We start from the raw sequence: 22,895 nt of genomic DNA on the forward strand, positions 1-22,895 counted from the left end.
AGATCCGGCGAGATAAAATCGCCGCAGTATACACAGCCCCCTCGGTCGGCTGAACCCTAAGACGGATGACCCGTGGCAAAGCAGTCAGTAGACTCTTTGACTTGCTCTTTGTACCTCACACTAGGAATTGCCCCATGCCTGCTGCGCCTAAACCTCTGGTACTGCTTATCCTTGATGGCTTTGGTTACAGTGAAGATCCCTCTTCCAACGCGGTCTTAGCCGCCCACAAGCCCGTATTGGATGGACTCTACAGCCGCTACCCTCATGGCCTGATTTCAGGCAGCGGCATGGACGTAGGCTTGCCCGATGGCCAGATGGGCAACTCGGAAGTCGGCCACATGAACTTGGGGGCCGGTCGCGTGGTGTACCAAGACCTGACCCGCGTCACCAAAGCCATCCGCGATGGTGAGTTTTTTGATAACCCCGTACTGACCCAAACGGTGGATAAAGCCGTTAGCACAGGTAAAGCGGTGCATATCCTCGGTTTGCTGTCCGATGGTGGCGTACACAGCCACCAAGATCATTTAATGGCGATGGCCGAATTAGCCGTCCGTCGCGGGGCGAAACAGATTTACCTGCACGCCTTTTTGGATGGCCGCGATACGCCGCCCAAAAGCGCCCAACCCTTCATTGAAGCGGTGGAGGCCAACTTCACCAAGCTGGGTAAAGGACGCATCGCCAGCCTGATCGGGCGCTACTACGCTATGGATCGCGATAACCGTTGGGAGCGCGTAGAAGCAGCCTACAACCTAATCGTAGAAGGCCAGTCCGCCCACCAAGCCGCTACCGCCCTAGAAGGCTTACACGCCGCCTACGCTCGTGACCAAAGCGATGAGTTTGTGGCGGCCACGAGTATAGGTGCTCCAGTACAGGTTGAAGACGGCGATGCCGTAGTCTTTATGAACTTCCGCGCCGACCGTGCCCGCGAACTGACTCGCGCTTTTGTGGAGCCTGAATTCAGCGGCTTCACTCGCAGCCGCGTACCTAAACTAGCGGGCTTTGTGATGCTGACTCAGTACGCAGCAGACATCCCCGCGCCCTGCGCCTTTGGCCCCGAAAGCCTGACCAACGTATTGGGCGAATACCTAGCTAACCAAGGTAAAACCCAGTTACGCATCGCTGAGACGGAAAAATACGCCCATGTGACCTTCTTCTTCTCTGGGGGACAGGAAGAGCCCTTCGCGGGGGAAGAGCGCATTCTGATTCCCTCGCCCAAGGTAGCTACCTACGACCTGCAACCGGAAATGAGCGCCGCTGAAGTCACCGACCGCATCGTGGAAGCCATTGAGCAACAGCGCTTCGACGTGATCATCGCCAACTACGCTAACGGCGATATGGTGGGCCACACCGGAGTATTCGAGGCAGCAGTTAAAGCCGTGGAATGCTTGGATAGCTGTTTAGGGCGCATCGTTACCGCGTTAGAAAAAGTCGGTGGCGAAGCTCTGATCACTGCCGATCATGGCAACGTGGAGCAAATGGCCGACGAAAGCACCGGCCAAGCCCACACCGCCCACACCTGTGAGCCGGTGCCTTTTATTTATGTGGGCTCCCGTCCGCTCAGCGTGCGCGAAGGGGGTGTGCTGGCTGATGTAGCCCCGACCTTGCTGCAACTCTTGGCGCTGCCCAAACCAGCGGAAATGACCGGCCAATCGCTGTTGCAGCCTGCTTAATACCCTTTTGGGAAAGCCCCTGTGCTTTCCCACTCTTATTCAATGGAGGTTAGATCATGGGACGATGCTTTATCAGCCTAGCCGCTTTATTTGGCGCAACCAGCGTTGCATTAGGGGCTTGGGGTTCCCACGGGTTAAAAAGTCGCTTTACCCCTGAGCTGCTGGAGGTATTTCGCACCGCTGTGCATTACCAACAGATTCATGCCTTAGCCTTATTAGGGGTCGGGATTTTAGCCCTGTATCGTCCCAGCTTATGGATCAATGCCTCAGGCGTACTCTTTACTCTGGGTATTTTAGGATTCTCCGGCACTCTGTATTTGCGTACTTTATGGGATCTTAATCTAGGTTTTGCCACTCCTTTGGGGGGCATGATCTTTATGTTGGCTTGGCTGATACTCGGTGTGACCGCATGGCGAATTCGCTGATCAATAAATAAAGAAGCGGCCTACCCCAAAGCACCTCTGTAGCCGCTTTATCCTGATCGGGGATAAACTACCCAACCTCTAACCTGAGTATGACTTATCAGTATGCAGATCCAGTTGAATGGCGAACCCTACGCACTGCCGGACGGCCAGACGCTGGCTGATTTGATCGAGCAGATGGCGTTAACCGGCCGCCGTATTGCGGTCGAGCTCAATCAGGACATCGTACCCCGCAGCCAACATGCCCGTACGCCACTCAAGGATGGTGACCGTGTTGAAGTGGTGCAAGCCATCGGCGGAGGTTAGACCTCCAAGGCTTTAGGCATCACCCTTTCGTCCACTGAACGCCTTTGAGGAATCCCCATGACCACCGCTGTTACCGACAAGCCCTTTACCCTAGCTGGCCGTACCTACCAATCACGCCTTCTGGTAGGTACGGGGAAATACAAAGACCTCGACGAAACCCGCGACGCTATTGAAGCTTCCGGCGCTGAAATCGTCACCGTAGCCGTGCGCCGTACCAACATCGGCCAAAACCCCGGCGAACCCAACCTACTGGAAGTCATCAGCCCCGACCGCTACACCATTCTGCCCAATACCGCCGGCTGCTATACCGCCGAAGAAGCCGTGCGCACCTGCCGTCTGGCCCGCGAATTATTGGACGGCCATAAGCTGGTGAAGCTGGAAGTCTTAGCCGATCAAAAAACCCTGTTCCCCAACGTGATCGAAACCCTCAAAGCCGCTGAAGTGCTGGTTAAAGAAGGCTTTGATGTGATGGTGTACACCAGTGACGACCCCATCATCGCCCGCCAGTTAGCAGATATCGGCTGCATCGCCGTGATGCCCTTAGCCGGTCTGATTGGCACCGGATTAGGCATCTGTAACCCCTACAACCTGCGCATCATCTTGGAAGAAGCCAAGGTGCCAGTGCTGGTGGATGCCGGTGTCGGTACCGCCTCAGATGCCACCATTGCCATGGAGCTAGGCTGCGAAGCCGTGCTGATGAACAGCGCCATCGCCCACGCCCAACATCCAGTGCTGATGGCTCAAGCCATGAAATACGCCATCGAAGCCGGACGCTTGGCCTACTTGGCCGGACGGATGCCGAAAAAACTCTACGCCAGCGCTTCCTCGCCTTTGGAAGGACTGATTCGCTGATATCCCAATAACATCTGTTAAGCGCCTTCAAAGATTATGTATTGTCCTCCACACTTCCAAGAAAATAGTCTTGCGGCGCTTGTCAATTTGATCGAGGGGTTTCCCCTCGCAACCATTATTCACAACAGCGCGAATGGATTGACTGCTGATCACATTCCGCTTGTGTACGAAGCGGCGCAAAACTCAAAGGGTCGACTTCTCGGACATATCGCCAAGAACAATCCACTATGGCAAATAGCCCAAGACCAAGAGTTACTCGCTGTATTTCAAGGACCGTCCACCTACATCTCACCCAACTTATATGCGACTAAGCTTGAGTCGGGCAGGGTTGTACCCACTTGGAACTATGCAGTAGTTCACGCCCATTGCTCACTCAAAGCTATCCATGACCCAACACAAGTGCTGCAAATAGTCACCCGTCTAACGGATCAATGCGAAGCTACACAAAGTCATCCATGGCGGGTTGCTGATGCACCACCTGAGTTCACCAATAAGTTGCTGGCTAATACTATGGGCATTGAGCTTACGATCAAGCGTTTGCAAGGCAAATGGAAGGTCAGTCAAAACCAGCCTCCTTCGAATCAGCAGTCCGTCGCGCAAGGCTTACTTGAAGCCGGCTCTGAGGTACCCAATCAAATGGCGCAACTGATACGAGCTTATGGAACCGAGTGACTTTATAGCCGTGCCTTCGCGCCCTAACCTAACAAAACACTCCAATGGATCCTCTCCGATGGCAATCGAACTTCGGCGTTAGAGCATGAATATATGAACGCTAATGCTCATTGTGGAAAGGAAACTAGCATGCCGGAAATATGGATGGTCATTGCTGGAGTCATCCTCCTCATGGTTGTGTGGAGCTGCCTTTCTTCGAAGCTCAAAGCTAAAAAACGCCACAAAGTTCGTGAAAAGTCGCTGCCGTTTATTGAGGACAATATTCACACGGGCATCCTGTACAATGCGCACCTCAGTGATGGTCGCTGCTTTAAGGGTGTTCAGTTTCTTGGATGTTCCACAACTGAAGACGGCCAATTCTCGCTCTCCGGCTGGGAGGGCATGCTGGTGCTCAAGGGATCGAATGATAAGCGTGTCTTTCTCAAGCAGTCCGCAGTGCGCTATATCGAGGAAATCTAGGCGAGCGACCCCCTATCCTTTCCACTCCGTCCCCCTCTGTACTTAATAAAAGTGTAGGGGTGTCTTTTGACTAAGCCATTGACAAAACCACTATGACCCAAACCCTAGACAACCTCCCAGTCTCTGAATCTTCAGAAGATCTGAAAAAACGCCCTATCCGCAGCTTTGTGATTCGCGCTGGCCGTATGACCGAAGGCCAACAACGGGGGCTAGAACAGGGATGGCCACGTTTTGGGCTGGAGCTGGAATCAGGCCCTCTCAACTTTGAGCAAACCTTTGGCCGCCAAGCGCCACGCACCTTTGAGATTGGCTTTGGCATGGGCCATTCCACCCTAGAAATGGCCGCTGCGGCACCGGACATCGACTTTATCGGTGTTGAAGTACATAAACCGGGCGTAGGAGCCTTACTCAACGGTGCCTTGACCCAAGGCTTAACCAACCTGCGCGTGTACAGTTGCGATGCCTTAGACGTACTGCGCCAATGCGTGGCCGATGCCAGTCTGGATCGCGTGCTGCTGTTCTTCCCCGATCCTTGGCACAAAAGTCGCCACCACAAACGCCGTATCGTGCAACCGGCCTTTGCCGAGCTGGTGCGGCAGAAGTTAAAACCCGGCGGCGTGCTGCACATGGCCACCGATTGGGAACCCTACGCCGAATACATGCTGGAAGTGATGAGCGTTGCCCCCGGCTACCGTAATCTGGCCGAAGATGGCCGCTATGTGCCGCGCCCCGAAGAACGCCCAGTGACTAAATTCGAGCGCAGGGGTGAGCGTTTGGGACACGGCGTATGGGATTTAAAATTTCAGCGCTGCGCGTAACTAAAGGCATACTCCCTCAACGATAACGGGTTGGGGGTGGATCATCGTCGTTTGCCAAACTCAGGTGCAGACTACCGGTCGTTTGCTTGAGTTGCTCGCCCTGAGTTTCCGAGCCCAACTTGATCATCAAACGCAGGTCATTCGCCGAATCTGCATGCAATAAAGCATCTTCGTGGGTGATTTCTCCGGCGTTATAGAGTTGGTACAGTGCCTGATCAAAGGTCTGCATGCCCTGTTCGGTGGAGCGCTTCATCAAGGGCTTCAGCTCATGCACTGCGCCCTTGCGGATCAAATCGCTCACCAAGGGTGTATTGATCAGCACCTCAATGGCCGCGCGCCGCCCTTTACCATCCGGTGTAGGAATCAACTGTTGGGCGACAATGGCTTTCAGGTTCAGAGATAAATCCAGCCACACCTGATTGTGCCGATCCGACGGAAAAAAGTTGATAATCCGATCCAAGGCTTGGTTGGCGTTGTTGGCGTGCAAGGTGGCCAGACACAGATGGCCCGTTTCGGCAAAGGCCACCGCGTAATCCATGGTTTCACGGGTACGCACCTCACCGATCAAAATTACGTCTGGGGCTTGGCGTAGGGTATTTTTCAGCGCCACTTCAAAGGAGTCGGTATCCATCCCTACTTCCCGCTGGGTCACGATGCAGCCTTGATGGCGGTGCAAAAACTCAATGGGGTCTTCAATGGTGATGATGTGGCCGCTGGAATTTTGGTTGCGATAACCCAACATGGCCGCCAACGAGGTGGATTTACCCGTACCCGTCGCGCCCACAAACAGCACCAAGCCCCGTTTGGTCATGGCCAAGTCTTTGATAATCGCAGGGAGCTTGAGCTGATCCACACTCGGGATCTGGGTTTCGATGCGCCGCAGCACCATGCCCACTTGATTGCGCTGGTAAAAAGCACTGACCCGAAAACGCCCAATCCCCGAAGCACTGATGGCAAAGTTGCATTCGTGGTACTTGGCAAAGTCTTGGCGCTGTTGCTCGGTCATCACGCCCAACACCGTGCTGGTGGCCGCTTCGGGCGACAGCGCTGTGTCCTCCACCGCATGGATTTTGCCGTTGATCTTTAACGACGGCGGAATGCCGGTGGTGATAAACAAATCGGAGGCTTTTTGATCCACCATCCTCTGTAACAAGGCTTCAAAGTGCATGCGCAAACCTCCTTTCTAGCAGCCGTTAAGGCTTAAAAATTATCGGGAATTTTAGCCAGAGCCCGCGCCGAATCACGGGCAATCAGCCCCTTGGAGACTAAATTTTTCAACGACATATCCAGAGTCTGCATGCCCAAAGCACCGCCGGTCTGGATGGATGAATACATCTGCGCCACTTTATCTTCACGGATCAGGTTACGGATGGCCGGTGTACCAATCATGATTTCGTGGGCTGCGACCCGTCCACCGCCGATCTTTTTCAGCAAGGATTGAGAAACCACCGCCTGCAAGGACTCGGAAAGCATGGAGCGCACCATGGATTTTTCCTCGGCGGGGAATACATCCACGATCCGGTCGATGGATTTAGCCGCTGAGGTGGTGTGCAGGGTTCCGAATACCAAGTGGCCGGTTTCGGCGGCAGTGAGGGCTAAGCGTATGGTTTCTAAATCACGCATCTCGCCCACCAGAATTACGTCCGGGTCTTCACGCAGAGCGGAACGCAGCGCTTCGGCAAAGCCGAGGGTATCTCGGTGGACTTCCCGCTGGTTGATCAGGCTTTTCTTGGATTCATGCACAAATTCGATGGGGTCTTCAATGGTGAGAATGTGCTGATAGGTGTTGCTGTTCAAATAATCCAGCATGGCCGCCAAGGTGGTGGACTTACCCGAGCCGGTGGGCCCAGTTACCAGCACCAAACCGCGTGGCGACTCGGTGACACGACGAAAGGTATCGCCCAGCCCCAAATCTTCCATAGTCAACACGCGAGAGGGAATGGTACGAAATACCGCGCCGGCGCCTCGGTTCTGGTTAAAGGCATTCACCCGAAAGCGCGCCAAACCCGGCACTTCAAAGGAAAAGTCGGTTTCCAGAAACTCTTCAAAATCACGCCGCTGCTTGTCGTTCATGATCTCGTAAATTTGGGCGTGCACCTCCTTGTGCTCCATAGGCGGCAGATTAATCCGGCGCACATCGCCATCCACGCGGATCATCGGCGGCATCCCCGCAGACAGATGCAAGTCGGAAGCGCCCTGAGCGGTACTGAAGGCCAACAGTTCGGTAATATCCATAATACTCCCCAAGTACGATCAAGCAGGTAAAATGCCGCCCAACCCCTTGAGCGGCAGGCCCGGTAAATGTCCACGATCGCAGAGAATATTGCAAAGGTTAGCGCACGCATCCAAAACGCCTGTATCGAGGCTGAGCGTACCCCTGAATCAGTGGGCTTGTTGGCGGTGAGCAAAACCCAACCCGCAGAAGCCATCCGCGAGGTCGTCGCCGCAGGCGTACGTGATTTTGGCGAAAACTATCTGCAAGAAGCTCTGAGCAAGCAGGCGGAGCTTAGGGATCTGCCGCTATGCTGGCACTTTATCGGCCCCATTCAGTCCAATAAAACACGCGCTATTGCTGAGCACTTCGACTGGGTGCATTCGGTGGATCGGTTAAAAATTGCTCAGCGCTTGTCCGAGCAACGCCCCGAACATCTACCCCCGCTGAATCTGTGCCTGCAAGTGAATGTCAGCGCCGAGGACAGCAAATCCGGCTGCCCGCCGCAGGAAGTAGCCGCTTTAGCGCGTAGTATTGCCGCCTTGCCCCGAGTGCGCTTACGCGGCCTGATGGCCATTCCAGCCCCCACCGAGGACGTACAGGCACAGCGAGCGGCTTTTGCTCGGCTCAAGGCCTTGTTTAACCCCTTGGTGGATGAGCTGGCACTGGATACCCTGTCGATGGGTATGAGTCAGGACTTAGAGGCCGCCATTGCTGAAGGAGCGACTTGGGTGCGCATCGGAACGGCACTCTTTGGGGCTCGCCATTACGCCTAGGCTCATTGAGCTATTTACTCAGGAATATGTATGAAAAACCTAAAGATTGCCTTTGTAGGTGCAGGAAATATGGCCACCAGTTTGATTGGTGGCCTGCGGGCTCAGGGCATGGAGGCTAAATCCATTCGGGCCAGTGCGCCAGGGGCTGAGTCGCGCTCCCTATTAAACGCCGCCTACGGTGTGCAGGTGTTTACCGATAACCAAGAAGCGGTAGCGGGGGCCGATATCGTTGTCTTGGCCGTCAAACCTCAAATCATTAAATCCGTCTGTTTAGAGTTAGCTAACCAATTACCGCCTCAGGCTTTGGTGGTCTCCATTGCCGCTGGAATTACCTGCAACAGCTTGCAGAGTTGGTTAGGCGTGCGCCCTGTGGTGCGCTGTATGCCCAATACCCCGGCTTTACTGCGCCAAGGGGTCAGCGGTTTATTCGCCAGCTTTGAAGTAACCCCCCTACAGCGCCAGCAGGCCGAAAAACTCCTACTCGCAGTCGGCCAAGTGCTTTGGGTGGATAAAGAAGCCCAGATGGATGCCGTAACCGCAGTCTCTGGCAGCGGCCCGGCTTATTTCTTCCTGTTGATGGAAGCCATGATCCAAGCCGGTCAACAGTTGGGACTCAGCCCAGAAGCGGCCACCCATCTGACCTTACAAACGGCCTTGGGTGCAGCCTGTATGGCCTGCGACAGCGATGTAAACCCCGACGAACTGCGCCGCCGCGTCACCTCCCCCAATGGCACTACAGAAGCTGCCATTAAAATCCTACAAAATGGGGATTTTGAGGCCTTGGTCAGTCAAGCATTAACAGCAGCGGCCAAAAGATCCGCCGAATTAGCAACGCAACTGGGTCAATAACGAGGATAGTTTGATGATTGGATTGGACAGTGCAGGGATTTTAATTCTACAAACCCTGGGTAGCCTGTACCTGATCGTGGTCTTGCTGCGTTTTATTTTGCAACTGGTGCGGGCGGATTTTTACAACCCCCTCAGCCAGTTTGTGGTTAAGGCTACGCATCCCCTGTTGCGTCCTTTGCGCCGGATAATCCCCAGCATCGGTGGCTTGGATTTATCCTCGCTGGTGCTGGCGCTGCTGGTGCAAATGCTGATTATGGCTTTGCTACTGCTGCTGGCTTATGGCGGAATCGGCAATCCCCTATCCCTGATCCTTTGGGCTGTGATCGGAATCCTAGGGCTGTTCTTAAAAATCTTCTTCTTCGCCCTGTTAGCCAGCGTGATTTTATCTTGGGTGGCTCCCAACAGTTACAATCCGGGTGCCCTGTTAGTGCACCAGCTATGCGAGCCCCTTTTAAGCCCCATTCGCCGCATTCTGCCGAATCTGGGTGGGCTGGATATCTCCCCCATCTTCGCCTTCTTAGCCATTCAATTGGTGGAAATGCTGGTGGTCAACAACTTGGCGGTGATGAGCCATATGCCGGCGTTACTGCAACGCCTGTTGTAAATATTAGACCCCAGAGTGTATGGCCTTGGTCGTTACGACCGGCCATCACAGTTGATGAATTTAAAGCCGCCAGTCAGTAGACTTTGAGCGGTTTTTTTCTCCGAGCAGGATTCAATGCCCACTGCCATTACTGCCGATTCGGTCGGGTTAGTCAGCCCACGGGTGGCCCACTTTACTGCCCCGTTAAAACTAGCCTGCGGTCGTACCCTGACTGATTACCACCTGATCTACGAGACCTACGGTACCCTTAATGCACAGGCCAGCAATGCGGTACTGATTTGCCATGCCCTCTCAGGGCATCACCATGCGGCGGGCTACCACAGCATGGACGACACCAAACCCGGTTGGTGGGATAGCTGTATTGGCCCCGGCAAGCCCATCGACACCAACCAGTTTTTTGTGGTCAGCCTGAACAATCTGGGTGGTTGCAACGGCTCTTTAGGGCCCTTAAGCCTGAATCCAGCTACCGGAAAAGCCTACGGTGCTGACTTTCCGATGGTAACGGTAGAAGATTGGGTACACAGCCAAGCACGATTGGCCGACCGTCTCGGCATCAACCAATGGGCCGCCGTGGTGGGTGGTAGCCTCGGTGGGATGCAAGCCTTGCAATGGAGCATCAGCTATCCTGACCGCATCCGGCATGCGGTGGTGATTGCCTCGGCCCCACGTTTATCGGCCCAAAACATTGCCTTTAACGAAGTGGCTCGGCAGGCGATTTTGTCCGATCCTGAATTTTGTGGCGGCCACTTTCAGGAGCAAAACCTGATCCCCAAACGCGGATTGATGCTGGCACGCATGGTCGGCCACATCACCTACCTGTCGGACGATGCGATGGGGGCAAAATTTGGCCGCGACCTAAAAAACGACAAGCTGAATTACGACTTCAACAGCGTAGCCTTTCAGGTGGAAAGCTATCTGCGTTATCAAGGCGAGGAATTCTCTGGGCGCTTTGATGCCAACACCTATCTACTGATGACCAAGGCTTTGGACTATTTTGATCCGGCTGCCGCCTATAACGATGATCTGGTACGCACTCTGGAAGTGGCAAAGGCGGACTTTTGCTTGATGTCCTTCACCACCGATTGGCGGTTTTCTCCGGCGCGCTCGCGGGAGATCGTCGATGCCTTGTTAGAAGCGCGTAAGAATGTCAGCTATTTGGAGATTGAGGCCTCTCAGGGTCACGATGCCTTCTTGCTGCCGATTCCGCGCTATGTGCAAGCCTTCCGTACCTACATGAACCGCATTGCTGTGTGAGGAGTTCCCATGCGTGCCGATCTTGAGTTAATTCAGGACTGGATCGCGCCCGGTAGTCGGGTGCTAGATCTGGGCTGTGGCAATGGCGAGCTGCTGGCAGCACTTCGCGAGCGCAAACAGATCATTGGTTACGGACTGGAAATTGATCCAGACAACATCAACCAATGTTTAGAACAGGGCATCAACGTCATTGAGCAGGATTTAGACAAGGGCTTAAGCAACTTTGCCACCGCCAGTTTTGACGTAGTAGTCATGACCCAAGCCATTCAAGCGGTACACTATCCCGATCTGCTGCTCAAAGAAATGCTGCGTGTGGGGCGTGAATGCATTGTCACCCTGCCCAATTTTGGGCATTGGCGCTGCCGTTGGTATCTGGCTACCAAGGGACGAATGCCGGTTTCCGAATTTATGCCCTACACCTGGTACAACACCCCGAACATTCACTTTTGTACCTTTGAAGACTTTGAGAACCTATGCCGAACGCTAAACATTGAAGTACGTGAGCGTTTTGCAGTAGATCGTGACCACCGTCATGGATTGGGCAGCCGTCTGTGGCCCAATCTGTTAGGTGAAATCGGTATTTACCGGATGGCGGCAGCAGCCCCTTAAATTTGGCGTTCCCTTAACGGGAGGAGCGGTGCAATGAACTACCTGTGGATCGCTGTTCTGGGACTTTTATTGAGCCAGCCGGTATGGGCTGAGCGCAAATATACTCAGGGTGAGTACGAGGTACATTACAGCGCTTTTAACGCCAGCTTTCTGGCTCCTGAGATGGCTCAGGCCCATGAGTTAATCCGCAGCAAACAGCAGGGTGTCATTACCCTCAGTTTGCGCAAGGCGGGCTTACCGCGTCCGGCATTGATCAGCGGTATGCTTAAAAATCTGTCTGGGCAGGAAACGCCCCTCAGCTTTCGGCTGATCAAAGAGGGGAACAGTCTTTACTACCTGTCCCAATTTCCCATTACCCAACAGGATGTGCTGACCTTCAGCCTCAGCGTACAACCCTTGGACTCCGATCCTATGTCCATTCAGTTCACTCAAGAGGTATTTCCCGAACCATGAATCCTCCCGTGCGCGAATTGGTCTTAGCCAGCCACAATGCAGGCAAACTTAAAGAATTTCAGGCCTTATTGGGCGATAGCTTGCGCTTGCGTCTGGTGAGTGAGTTCAGCAAAGAAGAGCCCGAGGAAACCGGCCTCAGCTTTGTGGAGAATGCCATCCTCAAAGCGCGACATGCAGCCCGTGTATCAGGTTTGCCTGCCTTAGCGGATGACTCCGGCTTAGCGGTGGACTTTTTAGACGGAGCACCGGGCATTTACTCCGCCCGCTATGCCGGCGGTAAAGACGATAAAGCCAATAACCTCAAGCTGCTACAAGCATTGCAGGGCGTGCCAGATGAACAACGCACAGCGCGCTTTGTGTGCTCTTTAGCCTTGATGCGTCATGCAGAAGATCCGCTGCCCATTCTGTGCGAAGGCCTTTGGGAGGGTCGTATTCTGCACGAAATAAGAGGTCACGGCGGTTTTGGCTACGATCCTTTGTTCTGGACTTCGGACTGGGGCTGTTCCAGTGCTGAGTTACCTGCCAGCGAGAAAAATCGCCTTAGCCATCGGGCGCGAGCCGTGGCTTTGCTCAAACAGCGTCTGGAGCTGGTGTGAGCCCAAACTTAGTCCTACCACCCCTCGCAGCCTATGTGCATATCCCTTGGTGTCTGCAAAAGTGTCCCTATTGTGATTTTAATTCCCACGGGGTGCGCGGGCCTATTCCAGAACAAGCCTATATAACGGCGGTTTTGGGCGATTTGGCACAGGATCTAGCTTGGGTTCAAGGCCGCCCCCTAAGCTCTATCTTTTTTGGCGGTGGAACGCCGAGCCTATTTTCGCCCCAAGCCTTGGGTGAGATTCTGCACGCCTTGGAGCAGCAGGTCGGCTTTGTAGCGGATATTGAAATCACCCTCGAAGCCAATCCCGGCACCTTTGAGCAGACACGCTTTCAGGACTACCGCGCCTTAGGGATTAACCGGCTCTCCATCGGTATCCAAAGTTTTCAGGAAGCAAAACTCAAAGCCCTAGGCCGGGTACACAACGGTCAAGAAGCCATCCGAGCCATAGAAATGGCCCATAAAGCCGGATTTGATAACTTCAATCTGGACTTGATGCACGGCCTACCCGGACAAAGCCTTGAGGATGCGCTGAGCGATTTAACGCTGGCGCTGCAACAACAGCCAACCCACCTGTCTTGGTATCAGTTGACGTTAGAGCCCAATACCCAATTTTGGCATCAGCCCCCGCTATTACCGGAAGATGATCTACTGTGGGCGATCCAAGAGGCCGGTCAAGACCTATTAGCAGCTCAGGGCTATCAACATTATGAAACCTCCGCCTACAGCCGACCCGACAAGCAGGCGCGCCACAATCTGAATTATTGGCGGTTTGGGGATTTTCTGGGCTTAGGAGCCGGTGCCCACGCCAAACTGACTCAGGCTCAGGGCCAGATTATTCGGCACTGGAAACATCGTCACCCAAAGGATTACTTAGCCGCGAAAGGCCAGTGGATTGCAGGGGAACACACCTTAGAGGCCGATGAGTTACCCTTCGAATTTCTAATGAATGCGCTGCGCTTAACCCAAGGCGTGCCATCCGAGCTATTCAGCCAACGTACCGGCTTGTCCTTAGAACAGATCGCTACAATCCGCCGCCAAGCCGAGCAAAAGGGATTGCTAGAAACCGACCCTCAGCGGCTGGTAGCCACGCCACGAGGTCAGCTATTCCTGAATGATTTGTTGCAACTGTTCTTACCCTAACTCCAGTGCAGCGTTATGGCCGCCAATATCAGGTAGCGACCTGCTTTGGCCAAGGTCACTAACAACAAAAAGCGCCACAGCGGCTCACGCAAAACGCCGGCAATCAGGGTTAGGGGATCCCCCACAATGGGTAGCCAACTCAATAACAGCGACCCATAGCCGTATTTTTGGTAGGCCCGACTGGCTCGCTGCAAGGCCTGAGGACTAACGGGAAACCAAGGCCGATCTTGCCAGCGACTAATACCTACACCCAGCCACCAATTCACCACCGAGCCCAGCACATTACCCAGCGTGGCGACTAACACCAAGGCCGTTACTGAATATTCAGTAGCCAGCAATAGACTGACCAGTAAGGCTTCTGACTGCAATGGTAGTAAGGTAGCCGCGCCAAAAGCCGCCAAAAACAGTCCCGCATACACCGAAAAATCGAGCATTTATAAACCAAGGGTGGGTCGATATTGGAGCGCCTCAGCTAAGTGGCGGCGCGCAATTTGATCAACTCCCTCTAAATCTGCCAAGGTGCGTGCAACTTTAAGTAACCGATGAGCGGCGCGTAGGGACAGCTTTAAACGCTCACAGGCTTGCTCCAACCAATGCTGATCCTCGGCAATCAGAGTGCAATGTTGGCGCAACCCTTCCAAATCCAAAAAAGCATTGGCTACTCCTTGACGTTGAATCTGTAGGCAGCGCGCTTGGGCCACCTGCTGAGCGACCTGAGCGCTGCTCGGTTGATCGGCGGGAGCTAAATTCAGACGAGTGGTTTCGCGCGCCATCGTAAGGTGCAGATCAATACGATCCAGCAGCGGGCCAGACAGTCGGTTACGGTAGCGTTGAATTTGCTCCTGAGTACAGCGGCAGCGCCCTGAAGGATCACCTAAATAACCGCAGGGACAGGGATTCATGGCCGCCACCAATTGAAAACGCGCTGGAAAACGGGTTCGATTGCGCGCCCGAGCAATCACAATTTCGCCGCTTTCCAAGGGCTCGCGCAGGACTTCCAACACTTTGCGGTCAAATTCGGGCAGCTCATCCAGAAACAGCACCCCTTGATGGGCTAAAGAGATTTCCCCCGGTTGCGGACGACTGCCGCCGCCCACTAAGGCGGGGCCAGAAGCACTGTGGTGCGGTTGACGAAAGGGGCGTTGCGGCCAATGTTGCAAGGGTTCTGAGTGGGCGATGGATTGAATCGCCGCCACCTCCAAAGCTTCTTGCTCGGTTAAGGGCGGCAGTAAACCGGGTAAGCGACTGGCCAACAGCGTTTTGCCTGTACCGGGCGGGCCGCTGAACAACAGATTATGGGCACCAGCAGCAGCCACCAACAGCGCTCGGCGGGCGGATAACTGCCCCTGCACCTCAGATAGATCAGGATAGCTGTTTCGCTGAGTCTGCAAACCCTGAGCTTGATAAGGAGCCAACGGGCTTTGGCCCTGTAGGTGCGCAGTCACCTGAGTCAGATGAGTAACGGCCAGTACCTGCAATCCGGTGGCTAAACTGGCTTCCTCGGCATTGACTTGAGGCACTAACAGGGTTCGCCCTGCGGCACGGGCCGCTAAAGCTGCCGGTAACACCCCCTGTATCGGACGAACGGCACCGGATAGAGCCAGCTCGCCTAAGCATTCAAGATGGTTCAAGGCCTCAACCGGAATCTGACCACTGGCAGCCAAAATACCCAAGGCAATGGCCAGATCAAAACGCCCGCCTTCTTTGGGTAAATCCGCAGGCGCTAAATTCAGGGTGATACGCCGCGCCGGGAACTCAAACCCCGAAGTTAACAATGCACTACGAACCCGATCTTTGCTTTCCTTGACGGCGGTTTCGGGCAGTCCAACCAAAGTCAAGGAAGGCAGACCGTTGGCCAAGTGTGCCTCGACCATTACTTCTGGTGCTTCAATACCCGTTTGAGCGCGACTGTATACCCGTGCCAAAGCCATCAGATCACTCCCTGATCAGTGTTTAAATTTGTTACGCCTTATCATTCTGTATGACCATAGGATGCAGTACAGTCAGCCGCTGCTCTAAACTCTGTACCCGCTGTTCTAAGTCTTCAAGACGCGCACGAGTATGGGCTAAGACTAAAGCTTGATTATCAAACTCGTCGCGGCTCACTACATCCAATCGAGATAAAGCCCCTTGGATTAATACCTTTAGCTGTGCTTCAAGCTCGGTGCGGGATAGCGGTAGTTCCCCACTCAGTAAACGTGCAGCCTGAGCATTGACCGCCTCAATAAGGGCTTTGGGGGGTAACATAGGTCATTTCCTAGAGTAAATGTAATCAGTTTAACATTGGCTCTTGGCGTTGTGCGCTGCGGTTGGGTAGGTCGATCCGCCCTAGTCCCGTACCCATAGGTACAAGGCTTATACTGGAGCACTTGACGATCTTAAGGTTAGAATGTCTGGCATTTTTTCTGCTTGTGAACACTGGCCTCAGTCACAGGATGCTACGGATGCGATAGCAAGTCCTGTTTGGGGATTGTAGCGGTGGGAAGGTCAGTCCAATCTCGAACAAGAACCGGACCACTAAGTTTTAGTCTGCTCGGTGCGAGTGGGTTATAAAAATCGGGAGCTTTTCATGAAACTAGTCACCGCCATCATTAAGCCTTTCAAGCTGGACGACGTACGGGAAGCCTTGTCGGACATCGGTGTTCAGGGCATCACAGTCACCGAAGTTAAGGGTTTTGGTCGTCAAAAGGGCCATACCGAACTGTATCGGGGTGCTGAATACGTCGTTGACTTTCTACCTAAAGTCAAAATCGAAGTGGCCATCGCTGACGATCAATTGGATCAGGTAATTGATGCCATCAGTAAAGCGGCTAATACCGGCAAAATCGGCGATGGCAAAATTTTTGTCGTCAATCTGGAACAGGTTATTCGTATTCGCACTGGCGAAAGTGGCAGTGACGCGATCTAAGCCTTTGTTTTACCTTTCAGGAGAAACTGTATGATGCTGCGAAATCTCGCAGGCAAAGGAGCTCTTTTGGCCCTGTTAGCCAGTCCCGGACTGGCTATGGCCCAAGAAACTACCTTGGATTCTGGCGATACCGCTTGGATGCTGATATCCACAGCCTTAGTGCTGTTTATGACGATCCCCGGACTGGCTTTGTTTTACGGCGGCATGGTGCGCTCTAAAAACATTCTGTCCGTCATGATGCAGTGCTTTGCTATCACCGCTTTAGTCAGCCTGCTATGGATGCTGTACGGTTACAGCTTGGCGTTCGATACCACCGGTATGGAAGCGGGCGTGACCAATCTAAGCTCCTTCATCGGTGGTCTTGACCGTTTATTTTTGAACGGCCTAACTCGTGAAAGCCTCGTAGGTGCCTTCCCGGAAAGTGTCTTTATCACCTTCCAAATGACCTTTGCGATTATCACGCCAGCTCTGATCGTGGGTGCTTTCGCCGAGCGTATGAAGTTTTCAGCCATGCTGATCTTCGTCGCGGTGTGGTTCACTTTGGTATACGCGCCCATTGCCCACATGGTGTGGGGTGGTGACGGTGCCCTGATGTGGGACTGGGGTGTTCTGGACTTTGCAGGCGGTACGGTAGTTCACATTAACGCCGGTATTGCTGGTTTAGTAGCCTGTATTGTGCTGGGCAAACGTAAAGGCTATCCCTCTACACCCATGCCTCCTCACAACTTGGGTTATACCCTCGTGGGCGCGGCCATGCTCTGGGTGGGCTGGTTCGGCTTTAACGCAGGTTCTGCCGTAGCTGCCGATGGCACCGCGGGTATGGCCATGCTGGTGACTCAAATTGCTACTGCCGCTGCCGCTTTGGGTTGGATGGCTTTTGAGTGGCTGTCACATGGCAAACCCAGTGCTCTGGGCATCGCCTCAGGTGTAGTTGCAGGCTTAGTCGCTATTACTCCTGCGGCGGGTACGGTTGGCCCTATGGGTGCTCTGATCATCGGTCTGATTAGCGGCATTGTCTGCTTCTTCTGCGCCACATCCCTGAAACGCAAGCTAGGTTATGACGACTCACTAGATGCCTTCGGAGTACACGGTGTAGGCGGTATCATCGGTGCCTTGCTGACCGGTATCTTCGCAGCTCCGGCTCTGGGTGGTTTCGGTGAGGTCGATAACATCGCCCTGCAACTGTGGATTCAGCTCAAGGGTGTGATCGTGACGGTGATTTACACCGGCGTTGTCACCTACATCATCCTCAAAGTACTGGATATTGTGATGGGGCTGCGGGTTACTCCCGACGAAGAGGCCGAAGGTCTCGACATCGCCCAACACAACGAGCGTGGTTACAACCTGTAATTATGCCCGCGCGTGGAGCCTGCCGTTTTAAAGCAGGCTCCTTGCCTCCTAGGGTTTGGGGCTTTAACTGCTCTACCCTAAATTTTAAGTTGTTTCACTGCTGACGCACACGCGGCATCATACGAGCGCGCAGCCAAAGAGCACTTCCCATACAGAGCGCATTCTCCTCCTGTCTAACTTAATCCATAGCGTTGCCAGACGGCGGCGGCAGCAAAATGCAGATGTGCATGACGGCGGGCGACACGGGCATGATCTTTATCATAACCACCGCCAATCACACCTACTACGGGAATATCGCGCCCCAAACACTGCTCTAATACCGCTGTATCCCGCGCCATTAGCCCCGCATCGGTTAATTCCAAAAGACCCAGTATGTCGTCACGGTGTACATCCACACCTGCGTCATAAATCACTACATCCGGTTGATATAGAGGCAATAGGTAATCCAGCGTCTCATTGACAACCTTTAGGTAGGCTTGATCCTGCATACCAATTGGTAACGGAATATCCCAATCACTCTGGGCTTTGCGTACCGGGAAGTTATTTTCACAGTGCAAAGAGACGGTAATAGCATCGGGAACATCGGCCAAAATCCGCGCGGTGCCATCGCCTTGGTGTACGTCACAATCAAAGATCAATACCCGCCCCGCTTGCCCAGTTTCCAACAGATGCAGGGCCATAATGGCTAGGTCGTTAAAGATGCAAAATCCTGAAGCCTCAGCATAGTGGGCGTGGTGCGTCCCTCCTGCTAGGTGACAGGCCAAACCGTGCTTTAGGGCGTGCTCCAAGGTCAACAGAGAGCCGCCCACAGCCCGCAGGGTGCGTTGAGCTAAAGCTGGAGTCCAAGGTAGTCCTAAGCGGCGCAGTTCTTCGCGGCTCATATCGCCAGAACAGTAACGCTGCACATAGGCAGGGTCGTGGGCCAAGGCCAGAATATCCGCAGGGCAGCATTCAGGCCGTAGCAGGGCTGCATCCGTAGTCAGGCCAAAGTCCACCAGATGATCGCGTAGCAAGCGAAACTTGGGCATGGGAAAACGGTGCCCCTCAGGGAGGGGGGGACTGTAATCCTCATGGAATACCAAGGGCATAGGGGTGAGCATCAGCGCAACACTCGGAGCAAGACAGCCTGACGGGATAAGCGTCAGGCTGCTTGTTAGTTAGCGTTTTTGAGGAACTAGATTGCTGTAGCCACTGCTGGATAGTTCTTTACGGGCTTGATCCAGCTTATCTTGGCTGTTGTAAGGGCCAACCAAAACGCGGTGCCAAGTTTCACCGCGCACGGTGGTGGTTTCTACCCGTGCATTAACCCCCATGAGCAGCATCTCGGCTCGCGTTCGGTCAGCATCATCGGCTTTACGGAAGGAACCTGCCTGCAAAAAGAGCTTAGCCGCTTGCGCCTGCGCCGGTTTTTGGGCTTGAGCTTGCGCCTGCGTGGTAGCAGAGGGAGGATTTTGCAGCTTAGCCAGAGTAGGCGCGGGCGTTGCTTCAGGAGCGGGAGTTACAGGTTTAGCTGCCATAGCCGCAGGCGCTGTTGTGGTCGTGGTTGGCTTAGCCGCCGTAGCCACAGGAGCCGTTACTGTAGCCGCAACGGGTTTAGCAGGCGTTGTAGTTGCTGCGCTAGCCGGAGGAGTTTTAGGCTGTACCGGTTGTTGAGCCTGCTGCGCTGTAGCGGGTTTGGCAGGCGCTGGGGTAGCCGCTGGCTTAGGGGCAGTGGGTGCGCTTGGTTTAGTTGGCGCAGTCACAGTAACCGCATGAGAGGGCGGACTGAGCTGGTAATTATTGGGTGGAGGCGCTGCATTATTATTAGACTGCATGGCTTTGCTGGCCAAAGCAGCCGCTGCCACTGCTGTCACCGCCGCTGCCGCTGGAAGGGCTGCATTGGCTAACGGACTCTCAGGCTTAGCTTCAGTATGGGCTGTGGGTGGCGGTGGCTCCTCTACCGCACCCGGTGGCAAAATTACCTTAGAGTCGGGCAGCAAGGTATAAAAGTCATACTTAGGCTTGGGCGGCTCTGAACTGGTGGCGGCCCCTGTATTGCTCGTGGGATGAGCCTCAGTCGGTTGGGCAGGTGCTGAGGCGACTTCTTCTGAACCCTTGTCTTTAGACGAGTTGAAGTCCAAAAAGAAGACCACTAAGGTGCCAATTAAGATGCCACCAACCATCCAAACCCAGCCGGGCAGGGTTTTGGCTGGCTCCGCTGCTGGAGGTTGTGGCTGATGACGACTAGCACCGCGTTGGTAGGCGGAGTTTTTGTAAGTCATTGCGCGTCCGTTACATCCGTTCCAGTGGTTCAAGACCTAAGAGATTTAGGCCCTGTTCGAGAGTGCGGCCAGTCAATGCGGCAAGGCACAGACGGCTGTTTTGGGTTGCCGCGTCCTCGCAACTGAGGATAGGGCAATGTTCGTAAAAACTGGAGAATAAACCGGCTAGCTCGTAAAGGTAAGAGCACAATAAATGCGGTAATCCTTTTTCGCCCACCTGATTTAACACTTCCGCAAAACGAGCAAGCGCTGCGGCTAAAGCCTGTTCCTGCTCAGCCTCTAAACGAATCGGCCCTTGCTGCTGCTCTGCTGATTGGCCCAGTTTACGGAACAGGCTGGCAACGCGGGTACGCGCATAGAGTAAATAGGGCGCGGTGTTGCCCTCAAAACTCAGCATTTGCTCGAAGTTAAAGCTGTAATCGCTGGTGCGATGCTTGGATAAATCCGCGTATTTAACCGCTCCAATGCCCACAGCACGGGCAATTTGACGGAGTTCGGTTTCATCCAGCTCAGGGTTTTTACTCTGCACTAAAGCATAGGCGCGCTGTTCGGCTTCGTTCAGCAAGTCAATCAGCTTAACCGTTCCCCCATCGCGGGTTTTAAAGGGCTTTCCATCGGCGCCGTTCATGGTGCCAAAGCCCATGTGTTCTAGGGCAATCTGCTCGGAGGCAAAACCGGCTTTACGGGCGAGGGCAAACACCATCTGAAAGTGCAGGGCTTGGCGCTGATCCACAAAGTACAGCACTCGATCCGCGTTGAGCTGTTGGCTACGGTAGCGAATGGCGGCCAAATCCGTGGTAGCGTACAGATAACCACCGCCTGCTTTTTGCACAATCACGGGCAAGGATTGGCCGTCAGCGTTTTGGAATTCCTCCAAAAACACGCATTGGGCCCCGTCGCTTTCGGTCAGCAAACCTTGGGTTTGCAACGCCTGCACGATCTGGGGTAAGTCCTCGTTATAAGCACTTTCCCCGCGTACATCGGCTGGGCCGAGCTGAACACCTAAGCGGTCATAAACCTCTTGACAGTGGGACAGGGAAACGGCGTTAAAACGCTCCCACAGCGCCAAACACTGAGCATCACCAGCTTGCAGTTTGACCACTAAAGCGCGGGCACGGTCGGCAAACTCGGAGGAATCATCAAAGCGCTTTTTCGCCGCGCGGTAGAACTGTTCTAAATCCGCCAGCTCGGATTCGGCTGCTTGGGGATTTTCTTCCAGATAGGCCAGCAGCATGCCGAATTGGGTGCCCCAGTCGCCAACATGGTTTTGGCGGATGACCTGATCGCCCAGAAAACTCAGCACGCGCGCTACGGCATCGCCAATGATGGTGGAGCGCAGGTGGCCAACGTGCATCTCTTTAGCCAAGTTCGGCGAGGATAGATCGACGATCACCCGTTGGGTGGGGCTGACCTTGCGCACACCCAACTGGGTATCAGCGAAGGCCGCTTGCAGGCGTTCAGCCAAGGCATTGGGGTTTTGGAAGAAGTTTAAAAACCCCGGCCCCGCGATTTCCACCTTGCTGATGGCAGAATCTTCGGGCAGCGCTGCAATCAGGCGCTCGGCCAGTTCGCGAGGCTTAAGGCCAGCGGGTTTGGCCAGCATCAGGGCGATGTTGCTGGCAAAATCCCCGTGGGTTTTGTCTTTGGTATTTTCTACCTGAATAGCGACGGACAGTCCTGTAGGCAACTGGCCTTGCCCAGCAAGGTTGTCCAGCGCCTGTTGGATCAACTGGCGAATGGTATCTTTCATAGTGTCTCTTGGAAGGGCAAGCGCGCGGTAGCAGCCTGTGCTAAACCGGTGATTATCCGCGTCCTACGGCTACGGCATCAAGATCAAATCGCCGCACTTGCCTAAGGCTACCAATAATTTTCTACCGCAACCTGTCCGGGTTTACGCACTAGACTCAGTTCCAGTTGGCGTTTTTTCAGCACCAAGCGCGTATCCTCAATCATCTGAGGATTACCGCACAGCATGATCCGCGAGTGTTCCGGTTCGAGTTTTAGACCAACGGCCTGCTCCAGACTGCCATCTTCAATCAGTTGGGTGATGCGTCCGTTCAGGGCTCCAGTGACCTGCTCGCGCGTAACCACGGGCACATAGGTCAGTTTGTGGCCTAAGCCTTCGAGATATTCCTGTTCTGGCAGTTCGCGCAGCAAGTCTTGGTAGGCCAGCTCCGCTGCTTCGCGCACACTGTAGACGAGAATGATGCGCTCAAAACGCTGCCAAGCTTCCATATCCTGCAAAATCGACAGAAAAGGAGCTACGCCAGTTCCGGTGGCTAATAGCCACAGATCGCGGCCATCGGCAAAGCGATCTAGGGTGAGAAAGCCAAAGGGCTGCTTGTCAATCAACAGTTCATCGCCAACCTTTAGCTGGCTTAGCTCGCTGGTAAATTCGCCGTCTGGAACCACGATGGACAGAAAGTCCAAAAATTCGTCATGGGGCGCAGACACCATCGAATAGGCGCGCCATACGATGCTGCCGCTGGGTTTGCGTACTCCTAAACGGGCGAATTGTCCGGCCCGAAATCGAAAGCCCGAAGCCCGGGTGACACGCAGCGTAAAGAGTTTAGGGGTTAGGGGATGTACCTCTAACAGATGCTCACGCGTGAACTTCTCTTCACCGACCGTCATACTGGCTCCTTGTCGCTCAAAGAATCTATGACCCTCATCATAACG

26 protein-coding genes are annotated in these 22,895 nt (G+C 54.2%); 17 read left to right on the forward strand and 9 right to left on the reverse strand.

All coding sequences use genetic code 11. From position 1 onward, the window contains the following. The first annotated feature begins 134 nt into the window (after positions 1–134). The 7 genes from gpmI to trmB all read left to right on the forward strand — a co-directional run bounded on the left by gpmI (position 135) and on the right by trmB (position 5,199). Positions 135–1,670, forward strand: coding sequence for a 2,3-bisphosphoglycerate-independent phosphoglycerate mutase (gene gpmI / locus LX59_RS05040; RefSeq protein ID WP_144570758.1), 1,536 nt, complete (start codon positions 135–137; stop codon positions 1,668–1,670). A gap of 56 nt (positions 1,671–1,726) precedes the next feature. Further along, the gene (locus LX59_RS05045) at positions 1,727–2,095 is read left to right on the forward strand and encodes a DUF423 domain-containing protein (protein ID WP_144570759.1); all 369 of its coding nucleotides are present in this window, start codon (positions 1,727–1,729) and stop codon (positions 2,093–2,095) included. A gap of 102 nt (positions 2,096–2,197) precedes the next feature. Beyond that, positions 2,198–2,398, forward strand: a complete 201-nt coding sequence (gene thiS / locus LX59_RS05050) for a sulfur carrier protein ThiS (protein WP_144570760.1) — start codon at positions 2,198–2,200, stop codon at positions 2,396–2,398. 57 nt (positions 2,399–2,455) lie between these two features. Then, positions 2,456–3,250 (forward strand): thiazole synthase, encoded by a 795-nt coding sequence (locus tag LX59_RS05055; RefSeq protein ID WP_144570761.1) that lies wholly within the window; start codon positions 2,456–2,458, stop codon positions 3,248–3,250. 36 nt (positions 3,251–3,286) lie between these two features. After that, a complete protein-coding gene (locus LX59_RS05060; protein ID WP_144570762.1) occupies positions 3,287–3,922 on the forward strand; it encodes an FMN-binding negative transcriptional regulator in 636 nt (211 codons plus the stop codon). Positions 3,923–4,051: 129 nt separating this feature from the next. Then, positions 4,052–4,381: a hypothetical protein gene (locus LX59_RS05065; RefSeq protein WP_144570763.1), complete on the forward strand. Its 330-nt coding sequence runs from the start codon at positions 4,052–4,054 to the stop codon at positions 4,379–4,381. Between the two features lie 92 nt (positions 4,382–4,473). Then, positions 4,474–5,199, forward strand: a complete 726-nt coding sequence (gene trmB, locus LX59_RS05070; protein WP_144570764.1) for a tRNA (guanosine(46)-N7)-methyltransferase TrmB — start codon at positions 4,474–4,476, stop codon at positions 5,197–5,199. A 16-nt stretch (positions 5,200–5,215) separates the two neighbouring features. On the opposite strand, the gene LX59_RS05075 is transcribed toward trmB, so the two are convergent. Beyond that, positions 5,216–6,367 (reverse strand): PilT/PilU family type 4a pilus ATPase, encoded by a 1,152-nt coding sequence (locus tag LX59_RS05075; protein ID WP_144570765.1) that lies wholly within the window; start codon positions 6,365–6,367, stop codon positions 5,216–5,218. A gap of 32 nt (positions 6,368–6,399) precedes the next feature. Then, the gene (locus tag LX59_RS05080) at positions 6,400–7,434 is read right to left on the reverse strand and encodes a type IV pilus twitching motility protein PilT (protein ID WP_144570766.1); all 1,035 of its coding nucleotides are present in this window, start codon (positions 7,432–7,434) and stop codon (positions 6,400–6,402) included. 66 nt (positions 7,435–7,500) lie between these two features. On the opposite strand from LX59_RS05080, the gene LX59_RS05085 reads away from it, so the two are divergent. From LX59_RS05085 to hemW, 8 genes are all read left to right on the forward strand, one after another. Beyond that, on the forward strand, positions 7,501–8,187 hold the full coding sequence (locus LX59_RS05085; RefSeq protein ID WP_144570767.1) for a YggS family pyridoxal phosphate-dependent enzyme: 687 nt from the start codon (positions 7,501–7,503) through the stop codon (positions 8,185–8,187). Between the two features lie 30 nt (positions 8,188–8,217). Further along, complete coding sequence (proC, locus tag LX59_RS05090; RefSeq protein WP_144570768.1) at positions 8,218–9,036, forward strand: pyrroline-5-carboxylate reductase; 819 nt, start codon at positions 8,218–8,220, stop codon at positions 9,034–9,036. Positions 9,037–9,049: 13 nt separating this feature from the next. After that, positions 9,050–9,640 (forward strand): YggT family protein, encoded by a 591-nt coding sequence (locus LX59_RS05095; RefSeq protein ID WP_144570769.1) that lies wholly within the window; start codon positions 9,050–9,052, stop codon positions 9,638–9,640. 114 nt (positions 9,641–9,754) lie between these two features. After that, complete coding sequence (gene metX / locus LX59_RS05100) at positions 9,755–10,894, forward strand: homoserine O-succinyltransferase MetX (RefSeq protein WP_144570770.1); 1,140 nt, start codon at positions 9,755–9,757, stop codon at positions 10,892–10,894. A 9-nt stretch (positions 10,895–10,903) separates the two neighbouring features. After that, positions 10,904–11,503 (forward strand): methionine biosynthesis protein MetW, encoded by a 600-nt coding sequence (gene metW / locus LX59_RS05105; protein ID WP_144570771.1) that lies wholly within the window; start codon positions 10,904–10,906, stop codon positions 11,501–11,503. Between the two features lie 33 nt (positions 11,504–11,536). Continuing rightward, positions 11,537–11,956, forward strand: a complete 420-nt coding sequence (locus LX59_RS05110; protein WP_144570772.1) for a DUF4426 domain-containing protein — start codon at positions 11,537–11,539, stop codon at positions 11,954–11,956. Continuing rightward, positions 11,953–12,552 (forward strand): RdgB/HAM1 family non-canonical purine NTP pyrophosphatase, encoded by a 600-nt coding sequence (gene rdgB, locus LX59_RS05115; protein ID WP_144570773.1) that lies wholly within the window; start codon positions 11,953–11,955, stop codon positions 12,550–12,552. The genes LX59_RS05110 and rdgB overlap by 4 nt, the downstream gene beginning before the upstream one ends. Next, a complete protein-coding gene (gene hemW, locus LX59_RS05120) occupies positions 12,549–13,697 on the forward strand; it encodes a radical SAM family heme chaperone HemW (RefSeq protein ID WP_144570774.1) in 1,149 nt (382 codons plus the stop codon). The genes rdgB and hemW overlap by 4 nt, the downstream gene beginning before the upstream one ends. Here the strand turns inward: hemW and LX59_RS05125 are convergent. Genes LX59_RS05125 through LX59_RS05135 form a run of 3 tightly spaced genes read right to left on the reverse strand, consistent with a single transcriptional unit; the run spans position 13,694 to position 15,944 of the window. Beyond that, on the reverse strand, positions 13,694–14,131 hold the full coding sequence (locus tag LX59_RS05125; protein WP_144570775.1) for a YqaA family protein: 438 nt from the start codon (positions 14,129–14,131) through the stop codon (positions 13,694–13,696). The genes hemW and LX59_RS05125 overlap by 4 nt on opposite strands. Beyond that, positions 14,132–15,628, reverse strand: coding sequence for a YifB family Mg chelatase-like AAA ATPase (locus LX59_RS05130; protein WP_144570776.1), 1,497 nt, complete (start codon positions 15,626–15,628; stop codon positions 14,132–14,134). 31 nt (positions 15,629–15,659) lie between these two features. Next, positions 15,660–15,944 (reverse strand): accessory factor UbiK family protein, encoded by a 285-nt coding sequence (locus LX59_RS05135; RefSeq protein ID WP_144570777.1) that lies wholly within the window; start codon positions 15,942–15,944, stop codon positions 15,660–15,662. A 322-nt stretch (positions 15,945–16,266) separates the two neighbouring features. Between LX59_RS05135 and glnK the strand changes: the two genes are divergently transcribed. Next, positions 16,267–16,605: a P-II family nitrogen regulator gene (glnK, locus tag LX59_RS05140; RefSeq protein ID WP_144570778.1), complete on the forward strand. Its 339-nt coding sequence runs from the start codon at positions 16,267–16,269 to the stop codon at positions 16,603–16,605. A gap of 30 nt (positions 16,606–16,635) precedes the next feature. After that, on the forward strand, positions 16,636–17,955 hold the full coding sequence (locus LX59_RS05145; RefSeq protein WP_144570779.1) for an ammonium transporter: 1,320 nt from the start codon (positions 16,636–16,638) through the stop codon (positions 17,953–17,955). A 173-nt stretch (positions 17,956–18,128) separates the two neighbouring features. Here the strand turns inward: LX59_RS05145 and LX59_RS05150 are convergent, their stop codons facing one another. The 4 genes from LX59_RS05150 to LX59_RS05165 form a co-directional block, all read right to left on the reverse strand. Continuing rightward, positions 18,129–19,055 (reverse strand): histone deacetylase family protein, encoded by a 927-nt coding sequence (locus LX59_RS05150; RefSeq protein ID WP_144570780.1) that lies wholly within the window; start codon positions 19,053–19,055, stop codon positions 18,129–18,131. Positions 19,056–19,112: 57 nt separating this feature from the next. Next, entirely contained in the window at positions 19,113–20,216 is a 1,104-nt protein-coding gene (locus LX59_RS05155; protein WP_144570781.1) for an SPOR domain-containing protein, read from the reverse strand. Between the two features lie 10 nt (positions 20,217–20,226). Further along, complete coding sequence (gene argS / locus LX59_RS05160; RefSeq protein WP_144570782.1) at positions 20,227–21,966, reverse strand: arginine--tRNA ligase; 1,740 nt, start codon at positions 21,964–21,966, stop codon at positions 20,227–20,229. 107 nt (positions 21,967–22,073) lie between these two features. Beyond that, on the reverse strand, positions 22,074–22,850 hold the full coding sequence (locus LX59_RS05165) for a ferredoxin--NADP reductase (RefSeq protein WP_144570783.1): 777 nt from the start codon (positions 22,848–22,850) through the stop codon (positions 22,074–22,076). Positions 22,851–22,895: the final 45 nt, after the last annotated feature.

Source organism: Azomonas agilis, from assembly GCF_007830255.1.
Classification (GTDB): Bacteria; Pseudomonadota; Gammaproteobacteria; order Pseudomonadales; family Pseudomonadaceae; genus Azomonas; species Azomonas agilis.

Coding starts and splice junctions, on each gene's coding strand:
- gpmI (WP_144570758.1), top strand. CDS start 135: ATGCCTGCTGCGCCTAAACCTCTGGTACTGCTTATCCTTGATGGCTTT.
- LX59_RS05045 (WP_144570759.1), top strand. CDS start 1,727: ATGGGACGATGCTTTATCAGCCTAGCCGCTTTATTTGGCGCAACCAGC.
- thiS (WP_144570760.1), top strand. CDS start 2,198: ATGCAGATCCAGTTGAATGGCGAACCCTACGCACTGCCGGACGGCCAG.
- LX59_RS05055 (WP_144570761.1), top strand. CDS start 2,456: ATGACCACCGCTGTTACCGACAAGCCCTTTACCCTAGCTGGCCGTACC.
- LX59_RS05060 (WP_144570762.1), top strand. CDS start 3,287: ATGTATTGTCCTCCACACTTCCAAGAAAATAGTCTTGCGGCGCTTGTC.
- LX59_RS05065 (WP_144570763.1), top strand. CDS start 4,052: ATGCCGGAAATATGGATGGTCATTGCTGGAGTCATCCTCCTCATGGTT.
- trmB (WP_144570764.1), top strand. CDS start 4,474: ATGACCCAAACCCTAGACAACCTCCCAGTCTCTGAATCTTCAGAAGAT.
- LX59_RS05075 (WP_144570765.1), bottom strand. CDS start 6,367: ATGCACTTTGAAGCCTTGTTACAGAGGATGGTGGATCAAAAAGCCTCC.
- LX59_RS05080 (WP_144570766.1), bottom strand. CDS start 7,434: ATGGATATTACCGAACTGTTGGCCTTCAGTACCGCTCAGGGCGCTTCC.
- LX59_RS05085 (WP_144570767.1), top strand. CDS start 7,501: ATGTCCACGATCGCAGAGAATATTGCAAAGGTTAGCGCACGCATCCAA.
- proC (WP_144570768.1), top strand. CDS start 8,218: ATGAAAAACCTAAAGATTGCCTTTGTAGGTGCAGGAAATATGGCCACC.
- LX59_RS05095 (WP_144570769.1), top strand. CDS start 9,050: ATGATTGGATTGGACAGTGCAGGGATTTTAATTCTACAAACCCTGGGT.
- metX (WP_144570770.1), top strand. CDS start 9,755: ATGCCCACTGCCATTACTGCCGATTCGGTCGGGTTAGTCAGCCCACGG.
- metW (WP_144570771.1), top strand. CDS start 10,904: ATGCGTGCCGATCTTGAGTTAATTCAGGACTGGATCGCGCCCGGTAGT.
- LX59_RS05110 (WP_144570772.1), top strand. CDS start 11,537: ATGAACTACCTGTGGATCGCTGTTCTGGGACTTTTATTGAGCCAGCCG.
- rdgB (WP_144570773.1), top strand. CDS start 11,953: ATGAATCCTCCCGTGCGCGAATTGGTCTTAGCCAGCCACAATGCAGGC.
- LX59_RS05125 (WP_144570775.1), bottom strand. CDS start 14,131: ATGCTCGATTTTTCGGTGTATGCGGGACTGTTTTTGGCGGCTTTTGGC.
- LX59_RS05130 (WP_144570776.1), bottom strand. CDS start 15,628: ATGGCTTTGGCACGGGTATACAGTCGCGCTCAAACGGGTATTGAAGCA.
- LX59_RS05135 (WP_144570777.1), bottom strand. CDS start 15,944: ATGTTACCCCCCAAAGCCCTTATTGAGGCGGTCAATGCTCAGGCTGCA.
- glnK (WP_144570778.1), top strand. CDS start 16,267: ATGAAACTAGTCACCGCCATCATTAAGCCTTTCAAGCTGGACGACGTA.
- LX59_RS05145 (WP_144570779.1), top strand. CDS start 16,636: ATGATGCTGCGAAATCTCGCAGGCAAAGGAGCTCTTTTGGCCCTGTTA.
- LX59_RS05150 (WP_144570780.1), bottom strand. CDS start 19,055: ATGCTCACCCCTATGCCCTTGGTATTCCATGAGGATTACAGTCCCCCC.
- LX59_RS05155 (WP_144570781.1), bottom strand. CDS start 20,216: ATGACTTACAAAAACTCCGCCTACCAACGCGGTGCTAGTCGTCATCAG.
- argS (WP_144570782.1), bottom strand. CDS start 21,966: ATGAAAGATACCATTCGCCAGTTGATCCAACAGGCGCTGGACAACCTT.
- LX59_RS05165 (WP_144570783.1), bottom strand. CDS start 22,850: ATGACGGTCGGTGAAGAGAAGTTCACGCGTGAGCATCTGTTAGAGGTA.